This is a genomic window from Chromobacterium rhizoryzae (assembly GCF_020544465.1).
Lineage (GTDB): Bacteria > Pseudomonadota > Gammaproteobacteria > Burkholderiales > Chromobacteriaceae > Chromobacterium.
Genome location: NZ_CP066126.1, coordinates 4,921,969 through 4,940,955, shown reverse-complemented (window position 1 = coordinate 4,940,955; position 18,987 = coordinate 4,921,969). Strand labels below are relative to the sequence as shown.

General features: G+C 64.5%; 22 protein-coding genes. 16 read left to right on the top strand and 6 right to left on the bottom strand.

The window, feature by feature from the left end:
* Positions 1-24 precede the first annotated feature (24 nt).
* A complete protein-coding gene (locus JC616_RS22585) occupies positions 25-918 on the top strand; it encodes a LysR family transcriptional regulator (protein WP_107801005.1) in 894 nt (297 codons plus the stop codon).
* Here JC616_RS22585 and JC616_RS22580 read toward each other — a convergent pair whose 3' ends face one another.
* The 4 genes from JC616_RS22580 to JC616_RS22565 are packed head-to-tail and all read right to left on the bottom strand — an operon-like array spanning position 919 to position 2,776.
* The gene (locus tag JC616_RS22580) at positions 919-1,479 is read right to left on the bottom strand and encodes an RDD family protein (RefSeq protein WP_227105572.1); all 561 of its coding nucleotides are present in this window, start codon (positions 1,477-1,479) and stop codon (positions 919-921) included.
* A complete protein-coding gene (locus JC616_RS22575; protein WP_227105570.1) occupies positions 1,466-1,855 on the bottom strand; it encodes a DUF3106 domain-containing protein in 390 nt (129 codons plus the stop codon). Before JC616_RS22575 ends, JC616_RS22580 begins: the two co-directional genes overlap by 14 nt.
* Positions 1,848-2,213, bottom strand: coding sequence for a DUF3619 family protein (locus tag JC616_RS22570; protein ID WP_227105568.1), 366 nt, complete (start codon positions 2,211-2,213; stop codon positions 1,848-1,850). The genes JC616_RS22575 and JC616_RS22570 overlap by 8 nt, the downstream gene beginning before the upstream one ends.
* Entirely contained in the window at positions 2,210-2,776 is a 567-nt protein-coding gene (locus tag JC616_RS22565; RefSeq protein ID WP_107801001.1) for an RNA polymerase sigma factor, read from the bottom strand. The genes JC616_RS22570 and JC616_RS22565 overlap by 4 nt, the downstream gene beginning before the upstream one ends.
* 195 nt (positions 2,777-2,971) lie before the next feature.
* Between JC616_RS22565 and ilvB the strand changes: the two genes are divergently transcribed.
* Genes ilvB through ilvC form a run of 3 tightly spaced genes read left to right on the top strand, consistent with a single transcriptional unit; the run spans position 2,972 to position 6,317 of the window.
* Positions 2,972-4,738 carry a biosynthetic-type acetolactate synthase large subunit gene (gene ilvB / locus JC616_RS22560; RefSeq protein WP_107801000.1) on the top strand — a complete coding sequence of 589 codons (1,767 nt, stop codon included), beginning with the start codon at positions 2,972-2,974 and terminating at the stop codon, positions 4,736-4,738.
* Positions 4,739-4,749: 11 nt separating this feature from the next.
* Positions 4,750-5,241: an acetolactate synthase small subunit gene (gene ilvN, locus JC616_RS22555; RefSeq protein ID WP_019101853.1), complete on the top strand. Its 492-nt coding sequence runs from the start codon at positions 4,750-4,752 to the stop codon at positions 5,239-5,241.
* A 59-nt stretch (positions 5,242-5,300) separates the two neighbouring features.
* Positions 5,301-6,317 (top strand): ketol-acid reductoisomerase, encoded by a 1,017-nt coding sequence (gene ilvC, locus JC616_RS22550; protein ID WP_048407995.1) that lies wholly within the window; start codon positions 5,301-5,303, stop codon positions 6,315-6,317.
* 128 nt (positions 6,318-6,445) lie between these two features.
* Here ilvC and asd read toward each other — a convergent pair whose 3' ends face one another.
* Positions 6,446-7,288, bottom strand: coding sequence for an archaetidylserine decarboxylase (asd, locus tag JC616_RS22545; protein ID WP_227105566.1), 843 nt, complete (start codon positions 7,286-7,288; stop codon positions 6,446-6,448).
* Positions 7,289-7,523: 235 nt separating this feature from the next.
* Here asd and JC616_RS22540 point away from each other — a divergent pair, with 235 nt between their 5' ends.
* From JC616_RS22540 to JC616_RS22510, 7 genes are all read left to right on the top strand, one after another.
* Positions 7,524-9,332: a 2-isopropylmalate synthase gene (locus JC616_RS22540; RefSeq protein ID WP_107802039.1), complete on the top strand. Its 1,809-nt coding sequence runs from the start codon at positions 7,524-7,526 to the stop codon at positions 9,330-9,332.
* Between the two features lie 297 nt (positions 9,333-9,629).
* Positions 9,630-10,268 (top strand): dethiobiotin synthase, encoded by a 639-nt coding sequence (gene bioD / locus JC616_RS22535; protein WP_107800998.1) that lies wholly within the window; start codon positions 9,630-9,632, stop codon positions 10,266-10,268.
* A gap of 240 nt (positions 10,269-10,508) precedes the next feature.
* A complete protein-coding gene (gene coxB, locus JC616_RS22530; RefSeq protein WP_253313900.1) occupies positions 10,509-11,561 on the top strand; it encodes a cytochrome c oxidase subunit II in 1,053 nt (350 codons plus the stop codon).
* Between the two features lie 38 nt (positions 11,562-11,599).
* Positions 11,600-13,237: a cytochrome c oxidase subunit I gene (gene ctaD / locus JC616_RS22525; RefSeq protein ID WP_227105563.1), complete on the top strand. Its 1,638-nt coding sequence runs from the start codon at positions 11,600-11,602 to the stop codon at positions 13,235-13,237.
* A gap of 10 nt (positions 13,238-13,247) precedes the next feature.
* A complete protein-coding gene (locus tag JC616_RS22520; RefSeq protein WP_227105561.1) occupies positions 13,248-13,802 on the top strand; it encodes a cytochrome c oxidase assembly protein in 555 nt (184 codons plus the stop codon).
* A complete protein-coding gene (locus JC616_RS22515) occupies positions 13,799-13,975 on the top strand; it encodes a DUF2970 domain-containing protein (protein ID WP_081544914.1) in 177 nt (58 codons plus the stop codon). Before JC616_RS22520 ends, JC616_RS22515 begins: the two co-directional genes overlap by 4 nt.
* Before the next feature lie 21 nt (positions 13,976-13,996).
* The gene (locus tag JC616_RS22510; RefSeq protein WP_227105548.1) at positions 13,997-14,860 is read left to right on the top strand and encodes a cytochrome c oxidase subunit 3; all 864 of its coding nucleotides are present in this window, start codon (positions 13,997-13,999) and stop codon (positions 14,858-14,860) included.
* A 57-nt stretch (positions 14,861-14,917) separates the two neighbouring features.
* Here the strand turns inward: JC616_RS22510 and JC616_RS22505 are convergent, their stop codons facing one another.
* Positions 14,918-15,115, bottom strand: a complete 198-nt coding sequence (locus JC616_RS22505; protein ID WP_019102806.1) for a DUF2909 family protein — start codon at positions 15,113-15,115, stop codon at positions 14,918-14,920.
* Positions 15,116-15,206: 91 nt separating this feature from the next.
* Here JC616_RS22505 and JC616_RS22500 point away from each other — a divergent pair, with 91 nt between their 5' ends.
* The 5 genes from JC616_RS22500 to JC616_RS22480 all read left to right on the top strand — a co-directional run bounded on the left by JC616_RS22500 (position 15,207) and on the right by JC616_RS22480 (position 18,951).
* Positions 15,207-15,836, top strand: a complete 630-nt coding sequence (locus JC616_RS22500; protein ID WP_158274378.1) for an SURF1 family protein — start codon at positions 15,207-15,209, stop codon at positions 15,834-15,836.
* Positions 15,820-16,347 (top strand): hypothetical protein, encoded by a 528-nt coding sequence (locus JC616_RS22495; protein WP_107800992.1) that lies wholly within the window; start codon positions 15,820-15,822, stop codon positions 16,345-16,347. Before JC616_RS22500 ends, JC616_RS22495 begins: the two co-directional genes overlap by 17 nt.
* Before the next feature lie 74 nt (positions 16,348-16,421).
* Positions 16,422-17,438, top strand: coding sequence for a COX15/CtaA family protein (locus JC616_RS22490; RefSeq protein WP_227105545.1), 1,017 nt, complete (start codon positions 16,422-16,424; stop codon positions 17,436-17,438).
* A gap of 26 nt (positions 17,439-17,464) precedes the next feature.
* Positions 17,465-18,364, top strand: coding sequence for a heme o synthase (locus JC616_RS22485; RefSeq protein ID WP_019102802.1), 900 nt, complete (start codon positions 17,465-17,467; stop codon positions 18,362-18,364).
* Complete coding sequence (locus tag JC616_RS22480; protein ID WP_227105544.1) at positions 18,364-18,951, top strand: SCO family protein; 588 nt, start codon at positions 18,364-18,366, stop codon at positions 18,949-18,951. Before JC616_RS22485 ends, JC616_RS22480 begins: the two co-directional genes overlap by 1 nt.
* The last annotated feature ends 36 nt before the right edge of the window (positions 18,952-18,987 follow it).

Below are 18,987 nucleotides of genomic sequence, written 5' to 3'. Positions count from 1 at the left end.
AATTCAAATTCCAAAAATGAAATCATGCTGGATGATCTGCAGTTATTCGTGAGCATTGTCGACGCCGGCAGCCTGAATGCCGCCGCTCGGCGGCTGGGCGTGCCCACCGCCACCCTGTCGCGGCGCTTGCAGGCGCTGGAGCGGGAGTTGGGCTGTCGCCTGCTGCACCGCAGCGCGCGGCGGATGGAGCTGACGGCGGAAGGCGGGCAGTACTACGAGCAATGCCGGCCCTTGCTGCAATCGCTGAGCCAGACCGCCGCGTCGCTGGCCGATTCGCTGCACCAGGTCAAGGGCGTGCTGCGGGTGCTGTCGCCGCTGAGTCTGGGCAACGACGTCCTGGTGCCGGTGTGGCGGCGGATGCTCAGAGACTATCCAGACTTGCGCTTGGAGCTGCATCTGAACAACGCCATCGACGACCTGCTCAGCGGCATGGCGGACCTGGCCTTGCGGGTAGGGGAGCAGCCGGACTCCAGCTTGAACCAAAGGCGGCTGGGCTGGGTGCGCACTTTGCTGGTGGCCGCGCCGGCCTATCTGGCGGCGCAAGGCGAGCCGCGGACGCCGGAGGCGCTAGCGCGCCACGCCTTGCTGGTGGCGGAGCCGTTCGAGCGCTGGCATTTGCGACGCCGGGACGACGGCGCGGAATGGGAGTTGCCGCCGCCGCGGCTGCGGGTCAACGATATGCTGCTGCCGCGCCGCTTGGCCGAGGCCGGCGTCGGCATTGCCGTCTGTCCCCATAGCCTGTGCCACCGTCAGTTGGCGGAAGGCGGCTTGCGGCAGGTCTTGGCCGGCTGGGAAATGCCGGCGCAGCCGGTGTACGCGGTATGGCCGCAACGGCGTTATCCGCCGGCGCGGGTGCGGGTCTTGCTGGACGTTCTGGCGGAGTTCGCCGAGACGGAGCCTTTGCTGGCGCGGGCTTAGTCAGCTCGGCGTGGGCTCGCCGCGCCGCTTCTTGCCCGGATGCGGCGGCTTGGGCAGCACGATCTGCCGGGTGCCGGCCAGTCTGTCGTGCAGGAAGAGTTTGTCGCGGTCGTAGAACTTGGCCAGGAAGGGCACCAGGCACCAGCTCAGCGCCAGCCACAGCGCCTGCGGCTGGTGGCCGTAGGCATTGGCCCAGCCGAGGTAGGACACCGCCGGCATGCCGACGAACAAGGTCAGGCCGATCAGGTAGCGCGCCGCCGCCTGCTTCCAGACAATGCCGCCGCCGCGGGCGTTGACCAGCTTGATGCGCCAGGTCTTCATCGCCACGGTCTGGCCGCTGCGCACCCAGCAATAGCCGAAGTAGCCGAACAGCGCGACGGCGAGCACGCCTTTCAGCAGGGCCTTGAACAGCGGCCCCTGGCCGATCAGCGTTTGCAACGGCGTCAGCGCCGCGGTGACGGTGAGCAAGAGCGCGGCGACCAGCAGCAATTCGTAGAACAGGCTGGCCAGGCTGCGTTTCAGTGTCGGAGGAGTCAGGGCGGGGGCGTCAGCGGGAGGCATCTTGGGCTTTATGTTGTTGTTGCAGGCGCTGGATGGCCTGCCGGCGTTGTTCGGGCGGCATCTGCTGCAAGGCTTTCCAGTTGGCGCGGATTTCGTCGCGCTGCTGCTGGCTCAGTTCGGACCAGGCTTTCAGCTTCTGTTGCACGCGCTGGCGCTGGGCCTCCGGCAGCTGTTGGAAGGACGGCACGATGGCCAGCAGATTCTGCTTTTTATACGGCGCGTAGCGGTCCCATTCCGTGGCCAGCGGCGCCAGCACCTGCTGCTGTTCCGCGCTCAACTGCGCCCAGCTGGGGTTGGCCGGCGGGCTGGCCTTGGCCGCCGGCGCCAGCAGCCCGCTCAGGCACAGGGCAAGCAGCAGGCGGCGGCCGCTATTCATGCAGGCCTCGGCTGAAATGCGGCTCCAGCAAGGCTTCGAAGGGCAGATCCTGCGCCAGCAGCGCGGCGTCCACCGCTTCTTCCTCCAGCAGCAGGTCTTCGGCCAGCATCATGCCGGCGCCGGTCAACAGCGCGAAGCCCAAGGCCAGGCCGCCGCGGCGGAGCGACAACACATGGCGTTGAGCCCACAGGCCCAGCCGCTCGCGCGGGGGCGCGGCGCCGGGGGAATGGGCGTCGAAGCGGCTCAGCGCGCATTCGCGCGCCTGGCGCAGCTTGCGTTCCAGCGCGGGGTCGAGATCGTCGCTGGCGTGGTCCAGCACGCGGGACACATGGCCGGGCAGGGGATTGGAAGGTTTCATAGCGTCACTCCCTTTTGCGCGAGGATGGCGGCCAGCGTGTGATTGGCGCGCGAGCAATGCGTTTTCACGCTGCCTTCCGAGCAGCCCATCACGCGCGCGGTGGCGGCGACATCCAGACCCTCCCAATAACGCAGCAAAAAGGCCTCGCGTTGACGGGCGGGCAGCAACTGCAGCGAGGCCTCGATCAACACGGCGGTTTCCTTGCGCGCACACCACAGCTCGGGGTTGCTGTGCGCCTCGTCAGCGGCCACGTCCAGCACTTCCAGCGGGTCCGGGCCGTCCTCCTCCTCGCGGGCGGGGATCAGCGAGGACAGCAGCGTGCTGACGAAACGGCGCGCCTTGCTGCGGCGGTAGAAATCGCGGATGGTGTTTTGCAGGATGCGCTGGAAGATCAGCGGCAGTTCCGCCGCCGGGGCGTGCGGATAGCGATCCGCCAGTTTCATCATCGAGTCCTGCACGATATCCAATGCGCTGTCTTCGTTCTGGACCGCATACCACGCCTGCTTGAAAGCGCGTTTCTCCGCCGACTCCAGGAAGTCGGCCATTTCCTCGCGGCTAGCCATCGGATGAGAGTTTGAGTTGATGCCAACAGAAGATGGTAGCAGAGCGCCGCCGATTCGGCCAAGCCTGATTTTTTTCCTGAATTTACCGAGGCTTAGACGCATATTGCACCTGCACAAAAGCACTTGACCGGTTTCAAAGCAATACGCTAAGGTCGTCCGATACGGGATGAAACTAACGCAAAGACAAGAGGCGATATGCAGATATCGGGCGCGGAAGCGGTTGTCCGCTGCCTGCAGGAAGAAGGTGTCGAATTTGTTTTCGGCTACCCCGGCGGCGCGGTGCTGGAAATCTACGATGCCATTTTCCGGCAGGACAAATTCAAACATGTGCTGGTCAGGCATGAGCAGGCGGCGGTGCATGCCGCCGATGCCTACTCCCGTTCCAGCGACAAGGTGGGCGTGGCCCTGGTCACCTCCGGCCCCGGCGCGACCAATGCCGTGACCGGCATTGCCACCGCCTATATGGACTCCATCCCCATGGTGGTGCTGTCCGGCCAGGTGCCGTCTCCGGCCATCGGCCTGGACGCCTTCCAGGAAGTGGACATGGTGGGCATCACCCGCCCGTGCGTGAAGCACAACTTCCTGGTCAAGGACGTCAATGAAATAGCCGCCACCATCAAAAAGGCGTTCTACATCGCCAAGACCGGTCGTCCCGGTCCGGTGGTGGTTGACATCCCCAAGGACATCACCCAGCAGCGCACGGAATTCCAATACCCGGAAAGCGTGCATATCCGCTCCTACGTGCCGGCTACCCGCGGCCACCCGGGGCAGATCAAGAAAGCGGTGAACCTGCTGTTGGAAGCCAAGCGCCCCTTTATTTACGTGGGCGGCGGCGCGGTGCAGGGCAATGCCGCCGGCGAAGTGACCGAGCTGGTCAAATCGCTGGGCTTGCCGTGTACCAACACCCTGATGGGCCTGGGCGCCTATCCGGGTTCCGATCCGCAGTTCCTCGGCATGCTGGGCATGCACGGCACTTATGAAGCCAATATGGCGATGCAGTACTGCGATGTGCTGGTGGCCATAGGCGCGCGTTTCGACGACCGCGTGATCAGCGTGCCCTCGCACTTCCTCAGCCAGCCGAAGAAGATCATCCACATCGACGTGGATCCGTCCTCCATCTCCAAGCGGGTGAAGGCGGACATCCCCATCGTCGGCGACGTCAAGCATGTGCTGAAAGACATGCTGGACCTGCTGAAGCAATCCGGCCAGAAGCCGGACGCTCAAGCCCTGGCCGGCTGGTGGAAGCAGATTGAGGAATGGCGCGGCCACAACTGTTTGCTGTACACCCCGTCCACGGAGCTGATCAAGCCTCAGTACGTGGTGGAGAAGCTGTACGAAATCACCGGCGGCAAGGCCATCGTCACATCCGACGTGGGCCAGCACCAGATGTGGGCGGCGCAGTACTACAAGTTCGACAATCCCAAGCAGTGGCTGAACTCCGGCGGACTCGGCACCATGGGCTTCGGCCTGCCTGCGGCGATGGGCGCGCAACTGGCCAATCCGGACGCCACCGTCGCCTGCATCACCGGCGAGGGCTCGATCCAGATGAACATCCAGGAACTGTCCACCTGCAAGCAGTACCACACCCCGGTGAAGGTGCTGGCCTTGAACAACCGCTACCTGGGCATGGTGCGCCAGTGGCAGCAGTTCTTCTACGGCACGCGCTATTCCGAATCCTATATGGACGCCTTGCCGGACTTCGTCAAAATCGCCGAGGCTTATGGTCATATCGGCTTCAAGGTGGAAGACCCCGCCGATGTGGAGCCGGTATTGAAGGAGGCGTTCAGCCAGAAGCTGAAGGAGCGGCTGGTGTTCCTGGATTTCCGTACCGACCAGTCCGAGAACGTGTTCCCGATGGTGCAAAACGGCAAGGGCCTGGACCAGATGGACCTGCCCGAGCACATGAGCGAGGTGCAGAACGTGCCCTTCGAGAACAACCGTGACTACGGCAATATGTGTTGAGGCCAGCCGGTATGCGACATATCCTATCCATTCTTCTGGAAAACGAAGCGGGCGCATTGTCCCGCGTGGTGGGCCTGTTTTCGGCCCGTGCCTACAACATCGATTCGCTGACAGTGTCCACGACCGAGGACCCGACGCTGTCGCGCATGACTATCGTCACTCACGGTTCCGACGAAGTCATCGAGCAGATCACCAAGCAGCTCAACAAGCTGATCGAGGTGGTCAAGGTGATAGACCTCAATGAATCCGAGCACATCGAGCGCGAGCTGATGCTGATCAAGGTCCGCGCCACCGGCAAGGACCGCGAGGAGATGAAGCGCATGGCCGACATCTTCCGCGGACGCATCATCGACGTGACGGAAAAGACTTACACCATCGAGCTGACCGGTACGAGCGAAAAGCTCGGCGCCTTCATCGAGGCGGTGGACCGCACAGTGATCCTGGAAACGGTCCGTACCGGCGCATCCGGCATTGGTCGGGGTGAGCGGGTTCTGAAAATCTGAAGCAGGCGGGCGCCGGCCAAGGGCCGGGCCGCCTAAACAAACGAAATCAAGGATTGCAAATGAAAGTTTTCTACGACAAAGACGCTGACCTCTCCATCATCAAGGGCAAGAAAGTCGCCATCATCGGCTACGGTTCCCAGGGCCACGCCCATGCGCAGAACCTGAAAGACTCCGGCGTGGACGTCGTGGTGGGCCTGCGCAAGGACGGCGCTTCCTGGAAGAAGGCGGAAGCGGCCGGCCACAAGGTCAAGGAAGTGGCCGAGGCGGTGAAGAAGGCCGACGTGGTGATGATTCTGCTGCCGGATGAATCGCAGCCGGACGTCTACGGCAAGGACATCGCGCCCAATCTGAAGAAGGGCGCGGCGCTGGCCTTCGCCCACGGCTTCAACATCCATTACAACCAGATCGTGCCGCCGGCCGACGTCGACGTGATCATGGTGGCGCCGAAAGGCCCGGGCCACACCGTGCGCTCCGAATACCTGAAGGGCGGCGGCGTGCCGACCCTGATCGCGGTCTATCAGGACAAGTCCGGCAAGGCGCGCGACGTGGCGTTGTCCTACGCGGCGGCCAACGGCGGCACCAAGGGCGGCGTGATCGAGACCAATTTCCGCGAGGAAACCGAGACCGATCTGTTCGGCGAGCAGGCCGTGCTGTGCGGCGGCGCGGTGGAGCTGGTCAAGGCCGGCTTCGAAACCCTGGTGGAAGCCGGCTACGCGCCGGAAATGGCTTACTTCGAGTGTCTGCACGAGCTGAAGCTGATCGTCGACCTGATGTACGAAGGCGGCATCGCCAATATGAACTACTCGATCTCCAACAACGCGGAGTACGGCGAGTACGTGACCGGCCCGGAAGTGGTGACCTCCGCCACCAAGGACGCGATGAAGAAGGCGCTGTACCGCATCCAGTCCGGCGAATACGCGAAGATGTTCATCCTGGAAGGCAAGACCAACTATCCGAGCATGACCGCGCGTCGTCGTCTGACCGCTGATCACCCGATCGAGAAAGTGGGCGCCGAGCTGCGCGCGATGATGCCGTGGATCGCCAAGAACAAGCTGGTGGACCAGTCCAAGAACTGAGTCCGCGGGCTGCTGCATTAAGCAAAGCCGGGAGATTTCCCGGCTTTTTTGCGTTTGGACGGCGCGGACGCAAGGCCGGCCCATGAAAAACGGCGCCCTGGGCGCCGTTGCGTTTGGAGCGAGAGCCTTCAGTCGGCCATCGCCTCGCCCATGCGCACCGCGCCGGCGGCTTGCCAGGCGGGGTTGAAGCTCAGCGGGCCTTGCGGGAACAGCAAGACCACGGTGGAGCCCAGCAAGAAGCGGCCCATCTCCTCGCCCTTGGCCAGACGGATGTCCTGGTCGCGGTAGTCCCAGTGCCGGATCTGGCCCGGCCGCGGCGGATTGACCACGCCGTGCCAGACGGTGGCCATGCTGCCGACGATGGTGGCGCCCACCAGCACCAGCGCGAAGGGCCGGCCGTCCTGCCCCTCGAACAGGCAGACCACGCGTTCATTGCGCGCGAACAAGCGGTCCACGCCGCGGGCGGTGGCCGGGTTCACCGAATACAGCTCGCCCGGAACATAGCTCATCCGCAGCAGGCGGCCGTCGCAAGGCATGTGGATGCGATGGTAGTCGCGCGGGCTCAGGTAGATGGTGGCGAAATGGCCGTCGTCGAAACGGCGCGCCGATTCGGCGTCGCCGGCCAGCAGGGCCTGGGCGGAGTAGCTGCGGCCCTTGGCCTGGAAAATCTGCCCCTGTTCGATACGGCCGAACTGGCTGATGGCGCCGTCCACCGGGCAAGCCAGCCGTTCGCTCGAGAGCGGGCGCGCGTCGGCGCGCAGGGCGCGGGTGAAGAAGGCGTTGAAGCTGGCGTAGGCGGAGGGATCGCTGGCGGCGGCTTCATTCATGTCCACCTGATAGCGGGCGATGAAGCGGCGGATGATCCATTGCGTCAGGCTGCCGCCTTCCCAGTTGGCGATGCGGCCCGCCAATCGGGTCATGGCCAGCTTGGGCATCAGATGTTGCAACAGCACGAACAGGCGTTCGGACACTGGTTTGTCCTCGATCAATCTGACTAAACCCAAGAGTATAACCGATCTGCCGGCGTCTGATCGCTTGCGCTTTGCTTAAAGCTTAGGCAATTGCCAAGCAAAAATAGACATAATGTCCGATATTTTTGGCTTGGACATCCGGTGTAACGTTTTAATCACAGTTTTCAGCATGCAGATTTGACTTTATGTCTTGCTTGCCGGTAGGCTGGATCAAAATTTGCTGCGGGAGCACATGATGCAATTGGACATTGAACGCTTGATTGCGGACTTCGGCGGGCCGGGACAGCTGGCTGAGGATCTGAATCGCTTGTTCGCCGATGAGCCGGTGACTCGGGCGGCGATATACAAATGGAGAGAACGCGGCAGCCTGCCATTGGCCCAGCTCAACAAGCTGGCGGTGATGGCGGCCAGCCAGGGTAAACGCTTCGATTTCAACGATTATCTGATCGGCGTCGGGACAGGCGCGGAAATTGCAATGCAGGGACCAGGGAGAAACAGCCAGATGGGCAATCGTCTTTATATATTCGACACCACCTTGCGCGACGGCGAGCAATCGCCGGGCGCATCGATGACCAAGGAAGAAAAGATCCGGATTGCCCGCCAGCTGGAGCGTCTGGGCGTGGACATCATCGAAGCCGGTTTCGCCGCGGCGAGCCCGGGCGACGCCGACGCCATCCGCGCCATCGCCGAGGTGATCAAGGACTCCACCGTCTGTAGTCTGGCCCGCGCCAACGAGCGCGACGTCCGCGCCGCGGGCGAAGCGATCAAGCCGGCGGCGCGCGGCCGCATCCATACTTTCATCGCCACCAGCCCCATCCATATGGAGAAGAAGCTGCGCATGAGCCCGGACGAAGTGGTGGCGGCGGCGGTGGCGGCGGTGAAAATCGCCCGCGAATACACCGACGACGTGGAGTTCTCCGCCGAAGACGCGCTGCGCTCGGACATCAACTTTCTGGCGCGCATTTTCGGCGAAGTGATCAAGGCCGGCGCCACCACGCTGAACGTGCCGGACACCGTCGGTTACGCGGTGCCCTTCATCACCGAGGCTTTCTTCCGCGAATTGATCGCCAAGACGCCGGGCGGCGACAAAGTGGTCTGGTCCGCCCACTGTCACAACGACCTGGGCATGGCGGTGGCCAACAGCCTGGCCGCGGTGCTGGGCGGCGCGCGCCAGGTGGAATGCACCATCAACGGCCTGGGCGAGCGCGCCGGCAACGCCAGCCTGGAGGAAGTGGTGATGGCGGTGCGCACCCGCAAGGACGTGTTCGCGCTGGAAACCGGCATCGACGCCACCCAGATCGTGCCGGCCTCCAAGCTGGTGTCCACGGTGACCGGCTATCCGGTGCAGCCCAACAAGGCCATCGTCGGCGCCAACGCCTTCGCCCACGAGTCCGGCATTCATCAGGACGGCGTGCTCAAGCACCGCGAAACCTACGAGATCATGTCCGCCGAATCGGTGGGCTGGAGCACCAACCGCCTGACCCTGGGCAAATTGTCCGGCCGCAACGCCTTCAAGACCAAGCTGATCGAGCTGGGCATCGTGCTGGACAGCGAAGAAGCGCTGAACGCCGCCTTCGCCCGTTTCAAGGAGCTGGCGGACCGCAAGCGCGAGATTTTCGACGAGGACCTGCACGCGCTGGTGTCGGACGAGTTCAGCACCGTCCGCGAAGAGGATTACAAACTGGTGTCCTTGAAGATCGCCACCGAAACCGGCGAAGCGCCGGTGGCCTCCATCGTCTTCCTGGCGCACGGCGAAGAGCGCCGCGCCCAATCCAGCGGCTCCGGTCCGGTGGATGCCGCCTTCAAGGCGATTGAAAGCGTGGCCGCCAGCGGCGCGGAACTGGAACTGTACTCGGTGAACGCCATCACCAAGGGCACCGAATCCCAAGGCGAAGTGACGGTGCGCCTGGCGCGAGACGGCCGCATCGTCAGCGGCCTGGGCGCAGACACCGACATCATCGTGTCCTCGGCCAAGGCCTATTTGTCGGCCTTGAACAAATTGATGAACCAGGAGCAAAAGCTGAACGCACAAGCGCTGGTATGAGGTTTTCCGGCCGAGGCGGCCAGCGCGGCGCGTCGTCGACAAGGTTTTCCATCCCGTCCTTGTCGGCGTGCAGTCAGCGTTAGACCGTCCGGCCCAGGGAGTTCACTTTATCGAGTGTGAAGTCCATCAGGCCCACAAGGCCGACCCTTTTTGCCCCGGCTCACAAGGCCGCGCGGCGGACAGCCGACCCATGAGGTCGGCGTCGTTGCGCGGCGGAGCCGGGGTTTTTGCGTTTTACGCGCGGACGGGCCGGCGCTAGACTGCCAGCTCTCTCCTTCCCCATTACGGAAAGCGCCCATGTCCGCAGCCTTCTTCATCACCGGCACCGATACCGAAATCGGCAAGACCCACGTCGCCGTGCAATTGATCCGCCAATGGCAGGCCGAAGGCAAACGCGTGCTGGCGATGAAGCCGGTGGCTTCCGGCTGCGAACTGCTGGCCGACGGCAGCTGGTGGAACGACGACGTGGCGCGGCTGACCGCCGCCACCGGCCAGTCCGATCTGGAACTGATGAACCCCTATCGATTCCTGCCGCCGGTGTCGCCGCATATCGCCGCGAGCGAGGCCGGCGTGGACATCCGGCTGGACGTGATCGTCGACCATTACCAGCAATTGGCCGCCTGCGCCGACGTGGTGGTGGTGGAAGCGGCGGGCGGCTGGATGGCCCCGCTGTCCGACCGGCTGTTCATGGCCGATATGGCCAAGGCCTTGCAACTGCCGGTGATTCTGGTGGTGGGCATGCGGCTGGGCTGCATCAACCACGCCTTGCTGACCGCGCGCGCGGTGCTGGACGCCGGCCTGCCGCTGGCCGGCTGGGTGGCCAATCGAGTGGTGCCGCAGCAACAGGCCTACGAGCAGAACCTGGAAACCCTGCAAAGACACATGCCGGCGCCGCTATTGCTGGAAGTGCCGCACCTGGCCGGCGAATCCAACTGAGCCGCCGGGCGCGGAACGGCGCGCGCCGCGATTCCCATCCGTAATATTTTATTGCGTTGCCGCAAGACATTTTCTTGTTTTCCTTGACCTTTTTTTCTAGCATGCCATTAACCGGTCATGGGAATAGACCGGACCAGTCAGCACCATTTCATGTCAGTTGAGGATTTCTAGGGGGGCTCCATGTCCTGTATGCGCGTCCTTTGCTGTTGGCTGCCGATATCCTGCGCGTCAGCGGCCGAGTTGAATCTGCAAGCCCCCGTCACTCCCATTGCCCGCCAGCAATACGACCTGCACACCATGTTGCTGGTGATCACCTGCGTCATCTTCGCGCTGGTGTTCCTGGTGATGATGTACGCCATCGTCCGCCACCGCAAAGCCGCCGGCCATCAGGCCAAGCACTTCCATGAAAACACCACGGTGGAAATCATCTGGACGGTGATTCCGCTGCTGATCCTGATCGGCATGGCCTGGCCGGCCACCAAGGCGGTGTTGTCGCAGAAGAGCACGCGCGGCGAGGACATGACGGTCAAGGTCACCGGCTATCAATGGAAGTGGCGTTACGACTACCTGGACGATAATTTCGGCTTCATGAGCCATTTGTCCACGCCGCGCGAGGCCATCGCCAACGCCGCGGCCAAACCGGTCAATTACCTGCTGGAAGTGGACGAGCCGCTGGTGGTGCCCACCGGCAAGAAAGTGCGGCTGCTGCTGACCGCCAACGACGTGATCCACTCCTGGTGGGTGCCGCAGCTGGGCGTCAAGCAGGACGCGGTTCCCGGCTTTCTGCGCGACAGCTGGTTTCGCATAGACAAACCCGGCACTTATCGCGGCCAGTGCTCCGAGTTGTGCGGCAAGGACCACGGCTACATGCCCATCGTGGTGGAGGCCAAGACGCCGGACGACTACGCCAAGTGGCTGGAAGCCAAGAAAAAGCAAATGGCCGCGGCGGCGGACGATCCCAACAAGGTGTGGACGCTGGCCGATCTGAAAGCCCGCGGCGAAAAAGTCTACGCCCAGAACTGCGTCGCCTGTCATCAGGCCAACGGCAAGGGCCTGCCCGGCGCCTTCCCGGCGCTGGACGGTTCCAAGATAGCCATCGCCGACAAGCCGGCGCACATCCACATCGTCTTGTTCGGCAGTCAGAAAAACCCGGCGATGCAAGCCTGGGGCAAGCAGCTGTCCGATACCGACATCGCCGCGGTGATCACCTATGAGCGCAACGCCTGGGGCAACCACACCGGCGAATTGGTGCAGCCCAAAGAGATCAAGGCGGCCCGCGGCGCCACCGGCTGAGGCCGGGAGCGGCGGCGAACCCATGCAAGGAGAGCGATATGGCAATTGTCGATGACGCCGGCCATGCCGGGCACGCGCCGGGGCATCACGAGCGCCCGCGCGGCATCATGCGCTGGCTGGCGGCCACCAACCACAAGGACATCGGTTCGATGTATCTGTGGTTCTCCTTCATCATGTTCCTGTCCGGCGGGGTGATGGCGCTGTGCATCCGCGCCGAACTGTTCCAGCCCGGCCTGCAGTTCTTCCAGCCGGAGCTGTTCAACCAGTTCACCACCCTGCACGGCCTGATCATGGTGTTCGGCGCCATCATGCCGGCCTTCACCGGCCTGGCCAACTGGATGCTGCCGCTGATGATAGGCGCGCCGGACATGGCTTTCGCCCGGATGAACAACTGGAGCTTCTGGCTGCTGCCGCCGGCGGCGCTGCTGCTCCTGCTGTCCTTCATCGTGCCCGGCGGCGCGGCGGCGGCCGGCTGGACGCTGTACGCGCCCTTGTCCACCCAGATGGGCATGGGCATGGACATGACCATCTTCGCCATCCACATCATGGGCGTCAGCTCCATCATGGGGTCGATCAACATCATCGTCACCATCCTCAATCTGCGCGCGCCGGGCATGACCATGATGAAGATGCCGATGTTCGCCTGGGCCTCGCTGATCACCGCCTACCTGATCATCGCGGTGATGCCGGTCCTGGCCGGCGTGGTCACCATGGTGTTGACCGACCGTCACTTCGGCACCCATTTCTTCAACGCCGCCGGCGGCGGCGACCCCATCCTGTATCAGCACGTGTTCTGGTTCTTCGGCCATCCCGAGGTCTACATCATGGCGCTGCCGGCCTTCGGCATCGTCAGCCAGGTGATTCCCACCTTCGCCCGCAAGCCCTTGTTCGGCTACGCCTCCATGGTTTACGCCACCTCCAGCATCGGCATCCTGTCCTTCATGGTGTGGGCGCACCATATGTTCGCCACCGGCATGCCGGCCACCGCCCAGCTGTTCTTCATGTACGCGACCATGCTGATCGCGGTGCCCACCGGGGTCAAAGTGTTCAACTGGGTGGCCACCATGTGGGAAGGCAGCATGACGTTTGAAACGCCCATGCTGTTCGCCATCGGCTTCATCCTGCTGTTCACCATAGGCGGCCTGTCCGGCGTCACCCTCAGCGTGGCGGCGGTGGACATCCAGCTGCACGCCAGCTACTACGTGGTCGCCCATTTCCATTACGTGCTGGTGGCCGGGGCGCTGTTCAGCCTGTTCTCCGCCATCTATTACTGGTTTCCCAAGATGACGGGCAAGATGTACCACGAGGGCCTGGGCAAGCTGCATTTCTGGTGGTCCTTGCTGTGGTTCAACGTCACCTTCTTCCCCATGCACTTCCTCGGCCTCGCCGGCATGCCGCGGCGGATTCCCGACTACGCGCTGCAATTCACCGAATTCAACCAGCTGGCCAGCATCGGCGCCTTCATGTTCGGCCTGGGACAGTTGATCTTCCTCTACAACATCCTGCGCTCGCTGCGCCACGGCAAGCCCGCGCCGCATCATCCGTGGGAGGGCGCCAATACGCTGGAGTGGGCGATTCCCACCCCGGCGCCCTATCACAGCTTCGCCGAAGCGCCGCAGCTGGAGGTGATTGAAAACGGCGTGGTGGTGTCCAGCACCGGCGGCGAGCACCACTGAGGACGATGCGATGGAAGCCGCCGCCAAGCAGGGTCGCAGCAACCGCCAGCTGATGAAGAAACTGGCGGTGGTAGCCTTGCTGATGTTCGTTTTCGCCTGGGGGCTGATCCCGCTATACCGCGTGGTGTGCGAAGTCACCGGCCTCAATAACGTGGTCAAGGCCGATAGCCTGGACGAGTCCGCGCCGGCCACGGCGGCGGCGCACGATGTCGAAATGACTTTCGATGCCACGGTGCAGGCCGGCCTGCCGTGGCAGGTGCGCCCCTTGCAGACCCGGCTCAAGGTGAAGCCCGGCCAGTTCGTGCAGGTGGAGTATGAGATCACCAATGCCAGCGGTCAGCGGGTGGTGGGGCAGGCGATTCCGCGCTATCTGCCCGCCGCCGCCGGTGAGTACGTCAAGAAGCTGGAGTGCTTCTGCTTCCGCCAGCAGGCCTTCGCGCCCGGCGAAACCAGACGCTTTCCGGTGGTGTTCGTCGTCGACAAGCGTTTGCCGGCCTCAATAGACAGCATCACGCTGGCCTATACCGTGTTTGACGTGCCGGGCAATGCGGGAGCGGGCTCATGAGGGCATGGCAAGGCGTGTTGGCGGTGTTGTCCGCCTTTTTCGGCGTGCGCCGCAAGGCGGACGCGCGCGAGGACAGCAAGCTCTCGCCGCTGCAGCTGATACTGACCGCGCTGCTGCTGGCGGCGACTTTTATCGGCGTGTTGCTATTGGTGGTGCGGCTGGCCACGTCCTAATCGGTGTGCAGGGAGAACGCAATGACGACAGCGAACGAGCGGGAACAGACGCATTACTTTGTGCCGCAGCCATCGCGCTGGCCGGCGGTGGGCGCGGTGGCGCTGTTCTGCCTGGGCTTGGGCGCGGCTTTCGCCGTCAACGGCCAGCCGCTGGGCAAGCTGTCGCTGGGCGTGGGCGCGCTGATACTGATCTATATGTTGTTCGGCTGGTTCGGCGACGTGATCCGCGAAAGCCGGCACGGCGACTACCAGGGCAAGGAAGACATGTCCTTCCGCTGGGGCATGGGCTGGTTCATCTTCTCCGAGGTGATGTTCTTTGGCGCCTTCTTCGGCGCCTTGTACTGGGTGCGGGTGGTGTCGGTGCCGACCTTGGGCGAGATGGACTACAAAATCTTGTACCCGGATTTCGAGCCGTCCTGGCCGCTGCTGACCGGGCCGGGCATCACCAAGCCCTATCAGGCGATGGGGGCCTGGGGCCTGCCGGCGCTGAATACCCTGATCCTGCTGAGTTCCGGCGCGATGGTGACCTGGGCGCATTGGGCGCTGCTGCAAGGCCGGCGCGCGCAATTGAAGCTGGGGCTGCTGTTGACCGTGTTGCTGGGCAGCTTGTTCCTCTGCCTGCAGATGTACGAATACGGCCACGCGATGAGCGAGTTGAATCTGAGCCTGGCCTCCGGCGCTTACGGCATGACTTTCTTCATGCTGACCGGTTTTCACGGCCTGCACGTGCTCTTGGGCACCATCATTCTGGCGGTGGTGTGGCTGAGGGTGATGCGCGGGCATTTCGACGGCCAGCATCATTTCGCCTTCGAGGCGGCGGCCTGGTACTGGCACTTCGTCGACGTGGTGTGGCTGTTGCTGTTCGTCTTCGTCTACTGGCTGTGAACCGCGGGGCCGGACCAAAGGCCAGGGGCCGCGCCGGGACGAGGGCGGCCGGCTCGGCTAAGCTTGATGAGGGCGCCACCAGCCGAACAGCGCGCCCAGCAGCAAGAGCAGGAACAGGCCGATGGACAGGCCGATGCGCAAAGTGAGGGAGCGAACCAGACGTTGAGAGCCTTGATCGGACTTCAGCAGGCCGGTCAGGCCCCAGAACAGGGCAAGCACGATGCAGGCGAGCAAGAACAGAATGACAAGTTTCATTGCGGAATCCCCCGGTCGATTGGGCCGTCGATCTACAGCTTTGAAGTCTAGCGGCAAACGGCTGGTTTGGCTGTGTTTATTGGCCATGGCGGTGCTGCCTTTCTTTTTGGCGGCCTGGCAATGGCAGCGCGCGCAGGAAAAGGCCGAATTATTGCGCTCGCTGACCAGCGCCATCGGCGTGCCGCCGGTCAGCCTGATTTATCGCGAGGCCCGCCCGCAGCCGGAATTCAGCCGGGTGGCGCTGCCCGGCGCGCAGCCGGCCGGCCCGGCCTTGCTGTTGGAAAACAGCTATCTTGGCGAGGTCAAGGGCCGGCGCATGCTGCAACCCTGGCGGCTGGAAGACGGCGCGATGGCCCTGTTGGACCTGGGTTGGCTGGCCGACGGCGTGACGCCGCCCGCCGTCGATCCGAAAACGCTGACCTTGCGCGGACACTGGATGCCGCTGCCGCGCCACTTCGTGCTGCCCGGCGCGGTGGCCGGCGTGGAGGGCCGCGTCGACGCCATCGACATGGCCGCGCTGCGCCAGCGCTACCCCGGCCATTGGCATCAGGGCGTGGTGGTGCTGGAGCACTCGCCGGACCCGCTGCGGCATTGGCCGGTGCTGCCGGAATTCATGCCGGAGCGCCATTACGCCTATGCGGCGCAGTGGCTGCTGCTGGGCCTGTTATTGCTGCTGTCCTTGCATTCGCTGAGGAGACGTTCCCATGAGCCGCGTCGATGAAGCGTCCCCCGAGCCGTCCCGGCGCCGCGGCCGGCTCAAGCTGCTGCTGATGGCGGCCATCTGCCTGGCGCCGGTGCTCGCCTCTTGGGCGGCTTACCGGCTGATGCCGCCGCAGGGCGGCAAGAGCTACGGCCAATTGTTGCCGACGCGGCCGTTCGCGCTGACCGGCGCGCAAGGATGGCCGCGCGGCAAATGGGTGCTGGCGGCCAGGATAGAACCGGGCTGCCAGACACGCTGCCAGCAGCGCTTTTTCGCGATGCGCCAGATCCAGCGCGCGCAGGGCGAGGCCGCCGGCCGTCTGACCCGGCTGGGCTGGCAGGAGAGCGCCGCGCACGAGGAGGTGGACGCCACCCACATAGTGCAAACCGCGCAGACGGACGTCGACGGCGGCGGCTACTACCTGGTGGACCCCTTGGGCAATCAGGTCTTGTTCTATCCCGACGCCGCCGATCCCAAGAAAGTGATCCAGGAAATAGGCCGCGTGCTGAAAACCAATAACGGCATCGGTTGAGCTTGTTAAGCCGCGGCGCCCGCGCGGCCCGCGACATCCGCAGTTTCTTGGCCGCTCGACAAGGGGAGAGCAGCATGAGGCGACTGATCTGGCTGGCATTCATCCTGGCATGCGTGGTCGTGCCTTTCGGCGCCTATGTGCGCCTGTCCGACGCCGGGCTGGGCTGTCCGGACTGGCCGGGCTGTTACGGCCAGATCTCCCCGCATCACGCCGCGGAACGCATTCAGCAACAGCAAGCCCAGAGCCCGGACGGCCCGGTCAGCCTGGGCAAGGCCTGGAAGGAAATGAGCCATCGCTATCTGGCCGGCGCGCTCGGCGCGCTGATCGTCGCCATCGGCTGGCAGGCGTGGCGGCGGAAACGCCACCGCCGCGTCGCCGGGACGCTGTTGGCGGTGGTGCTGCTCCAGGGCTTGCTGGGCATGTGGACGGTGACCTTACTGCTCAAGCCGGCCATCGTCACCCTGCACCTTATCGGGGGCGTGTCGGTGCTGCTGCTGCTGGCCTGGCTGGCGCTGTCGCCGCGGCTCGCTCCGGTGGACGCGCCTGCGTCGTTGAGCTGGCTGGCGCGCGCTCTGGCGCTGGCGGTGGCTTTGCAATTGGCCCTGGGCGGCTGGGTGTCCACCAACTACGCCGCGCTGGCCTGTCAGGGCTTTCCCGCCTGCAATGGCGAATGGTGGCCGCAGATGCGCTTCGAACACGCTTTTCATCTGTTCCGCGCCTTGGGCGAGGCGCCGGACGGCAGCCCGCTGGCGGTGGGCAATCTGGTGGCGGTGCATTGGCTGCACCGGCTGGGCGCCGCCCTGGTGACCGTCTTGTGCCTGAGCGCGGCGCGCGCCGGCTGGCGGCTGCCGGCGCTGCGCGGCCACCTGTGTTGCTTGCTGGCGGCGCTGTCGCTGCAGATCGGGCTGGGCGTCGCCAATGTGTTGCTGGCGCTGCCCTTGCCGGTGGCGGTGCTGCATAACGCCGGCGCCGCCTGTCTGCTGCTGATCAGCTGCCTGCTGGCGCTGCGGCTGAGGCCGGCGCGCGCCGCGCAGGCGCGGCCGGTCGGGCCTTTGCCCCGTCTTTCCAAAAACCATCGCGAATGGGTTTGAGCGCCGCATCCTGAGGGGGGAAAAACATGAACGCAGCGGAGCTTCAGCAGGCGCGCCAGCACGCGGTCGCCTTGATGCAACTGGCCAAGCCCCGGGTGGTGGGGCTGATCGTGTTCTGCGCGGTGATCGGCATGTTTCTGGCGGGGCCGGGCTGGCCGGATCCGGCGCGCCTGTTGCCGGCCACCGCCGGCATCGCGCTGGTGGCCGGCGCGGCGGCGATGATCAATTGCCTGGTGGAGCGCACGGTGGACGCCAATATGCGCCGCACCGCCTGGCGCGCCACCGCCCGCGGCGAGGCCGGCGCGGCCGAGACCCTGATCATCGCGCTGACCGCCGGCGGCATCGGCATGGCCTTGCTGGCCGGCCTGGTCAACGCCTTGACCGCCTGGCTGACGCTGGCCACCTTCGTCGGCTACGCCATCGTCTACACCCTGCTGCTCAAGCCCAATACGCCGCAGAACATCGTGATCGGCGGCGCCAGCGGCGCGATGCCGCCGGTGCTGGGCTGGGCGGCGATGACCGGGGAGGTGCACGCGTTCGCGCTGGTGCTGTTCCTGATCATCTACGCCTGGACGCCGCCGCATTTCTGGGCGCTGGCGCTGTACCGCCGCGACGATTACGCCCGCGCCGGGCTGCCCATGCTGCCGGTGACCCACGGCCAGCGTTTCACCACGCTGTCCATCTTGCTGTACTCGCTGCTGTTGTCGGCCATCACCCTGTTGCCGGTGGCGATGGGCGCGGCCGGCTGGCTCTATCTGCTGGCGGCGCTGGCGCTGGACGCGCGGCTGCTCTTCCTTGCCGTGCGCCTGCATCGCCAGTATGCTGACGCTCTGGCCCGCCGCGCCTTCGCCTGGTCGATCTGGTATCTGACCTGGCTGTTCGCGGCCCTGCTGATAGACCATTACTGGCTGATACCCGTTTCCTGATGCGCAAATTGATAAAACTCGCCGGCTGGCTGCTGCTGCCGTTGTGGCTGGCCGCGTGCTCGCCGAATGAACCCAAGCTGGATTTGAAAGGCACCGACGTCGCCGGCGCGTCGATAGGCGGCGATTTCACGCTGACCGACCACCAAGGCCAGCGCCGCAGCCTGTCCCAATACCAGGGCAAGGTGGTGGCGCTGTTCTTCGGCTACACCCATTGCCCGGACGTCTGCCCCACCACCATGCTGGAATACGCGGCGGCGGTGAAGCAGCTGGGCGAGCAGGCCAGCCAGGTGCAGGTGCTGTTCGTCAGCATAGACCCGGAGCGCGACACGCCGCAGGTGCTGGCCGGCTATGTGCCGCATTTCAATCGAAGCTTCGTCGGCCTGACCGGCACGGCCGGCGAGGTCGAGCAGATCAAGAATCAATACAAGGTCGTCGCCCAGCGGGTGAGCCAGCCGGGCGGCGGCTATAGCGTGGACCACAGCGCCGGCTCCTATCTGTTGGATAAACAGGGCCGTTTGCGAGTGTTTGAGGCCTATGGCACGCCGTCGGCGAGCTTGGCTCATGATATTGGCCAGTTGTTACGCTAAACTTGGCGTATCGGAAACTGACGCAGACATGAAAGT

What these genes read in the sequence shown, in the direction of transcription:
- JC616_RS22520 (WP_227105561.1), top strand. Translation starts at nt 13,248, where the DNA reads ATGGAAGCCGCCGCCAAGCAGGGTCGCAGCAACCGCCAGCTGATGAAG.
- JC616_RS22580 (WP_227105572.1), bottom strand. Translation starts at nt 1,479, where the DNA reads ATGCCTCCCGCTGACGCCCCCGCCCTGACTCCTCCGACACTGAAACGC.
- JC616_RS22485 (WP_019102802.1), top strand. Translation starts at nt 17,465, where the DNA reads ATGAACGCAGCGGAGCTTCAGCAGGCGCGCCAGCACGCGGTCGCCTTG.
- JC616_RS22570 (WP_227105568.1), bottom strand. Translation starts at nt 2,213, where the DNA reads ATGAAACCTTCCAATCCCCTGCCCGGCCATGTGTCCCGCGTGCTGGAC.
- JC616_RS22490 (WP_227105545.1), top strand. Translation starts at nt 16,422, where the DNA reads ATGAGGCGACTGATCTGGCTGGCATTCATCCTGGCATGCGTGGTCGTG.
- JC616_RS22585 (WP_107801005.1), top strand. Translation starts at nt 25, where the DNA reads ATGCTGGATGATCTGCAGTTATTCGTGAGCATTGTCGACGCCGGCAGC.
- ilvC (WP_048407995.1), top strand. Translation starts at nt 5,301, where the DNA reads ATGAAAGTTTTCTACGACAAAGACGCTGACCTCTCCATCATCAAGGGC.
- JC616_RS22505 (WP_019102806.1), bottom strand. Translation starts at nt 15,115, where the DNA reads ATGAAACTTGTCATTCTGTTCTTGCTCGCCTGCATCGTGCTTGCCCTG.
- JC616_RS22515 (WP_081544914.1), top strand. Translation starts at nt 13,799, where the DNA reads ATGAGGGCATGGCAAGGCGTGTTGGCGGTGTTGTCCGCCTTTTTCGGC.
- bioD (WP_107800998.1), top strand. Translation starts at nt 9,630, where the DNA reads ATGTCCGCAGCCTTCTTCATCACCGGCACCGATACCGAAATCGGCAAG.
- ctaD (WP_227105563.1), top strand. Translation starts at nt 11,600, where the DNA reads ATGGCAATTGTCGATGACGCCGGCCATGCCGGGCACGCGCCGGGGCAT.
- JC616_RS22575 (WP_227105570.1), bottom strand. Translation starts at nt 1,855, where the DNA reads ATGAATAGCGGCCGCCGCCTGCTGCTTGCCCTGTGCCTGAGCGGGCTG.
- JC616_RS22495 (WP_107800992.1), top strand. Translation starts at nt 15,820, where the DNA reads ATGAGCCGCGTCGATGAAGCGTCCCCCGAGCCGTCCCGGCGCCGCGGC.
- JC616_RS22540 (WP_107802039.1), top strand. Translation starts at nt 7,524, where the DNA reads ATGCAATTGGACATTGAACGCTTGATTGCGGACTTCGGCGGGCCGGGA.
- ilvN (WP_019101853.1), top strand. Translation starts at nt 4,750, where the DNA reads ATGCGACATATCCTATCCATTCTTCTGGAAAACGAAGCGGGCGCATTG.
- ilvB (WP_107801000.1), top strand. Translation starts at nt 2,972, where the DNA reads ATGCAGATATCGGGCGCGGAAGCGGTTGTCCGCTGCCTGCAGGAAGAA.
- JC616_RS22480 (WP_227105544.1), top strand. Translation starts at nt 18,364, where the DNA reads ATGCGCAAATTGATAAAACTCGCCGGCTGGCTGCTGCTGCCGTTGTGG.
- JC616_RS22510 (WP_227105548.1), top strand. Translation starts at nt 13,997, where the DNA reads ATGACGACAGCGAACGAGCGGGAACAGACGCATTACTTTGTGCCGCAG.
- JC616_RS22565 (WP_107801001.1), bottom strand. Translation starts at nt 2,776, where the DNA reads ATGGCTAGCCGCGAGGAAATGGCCGACTTCCTGGAGTCGGCGGAGAAA.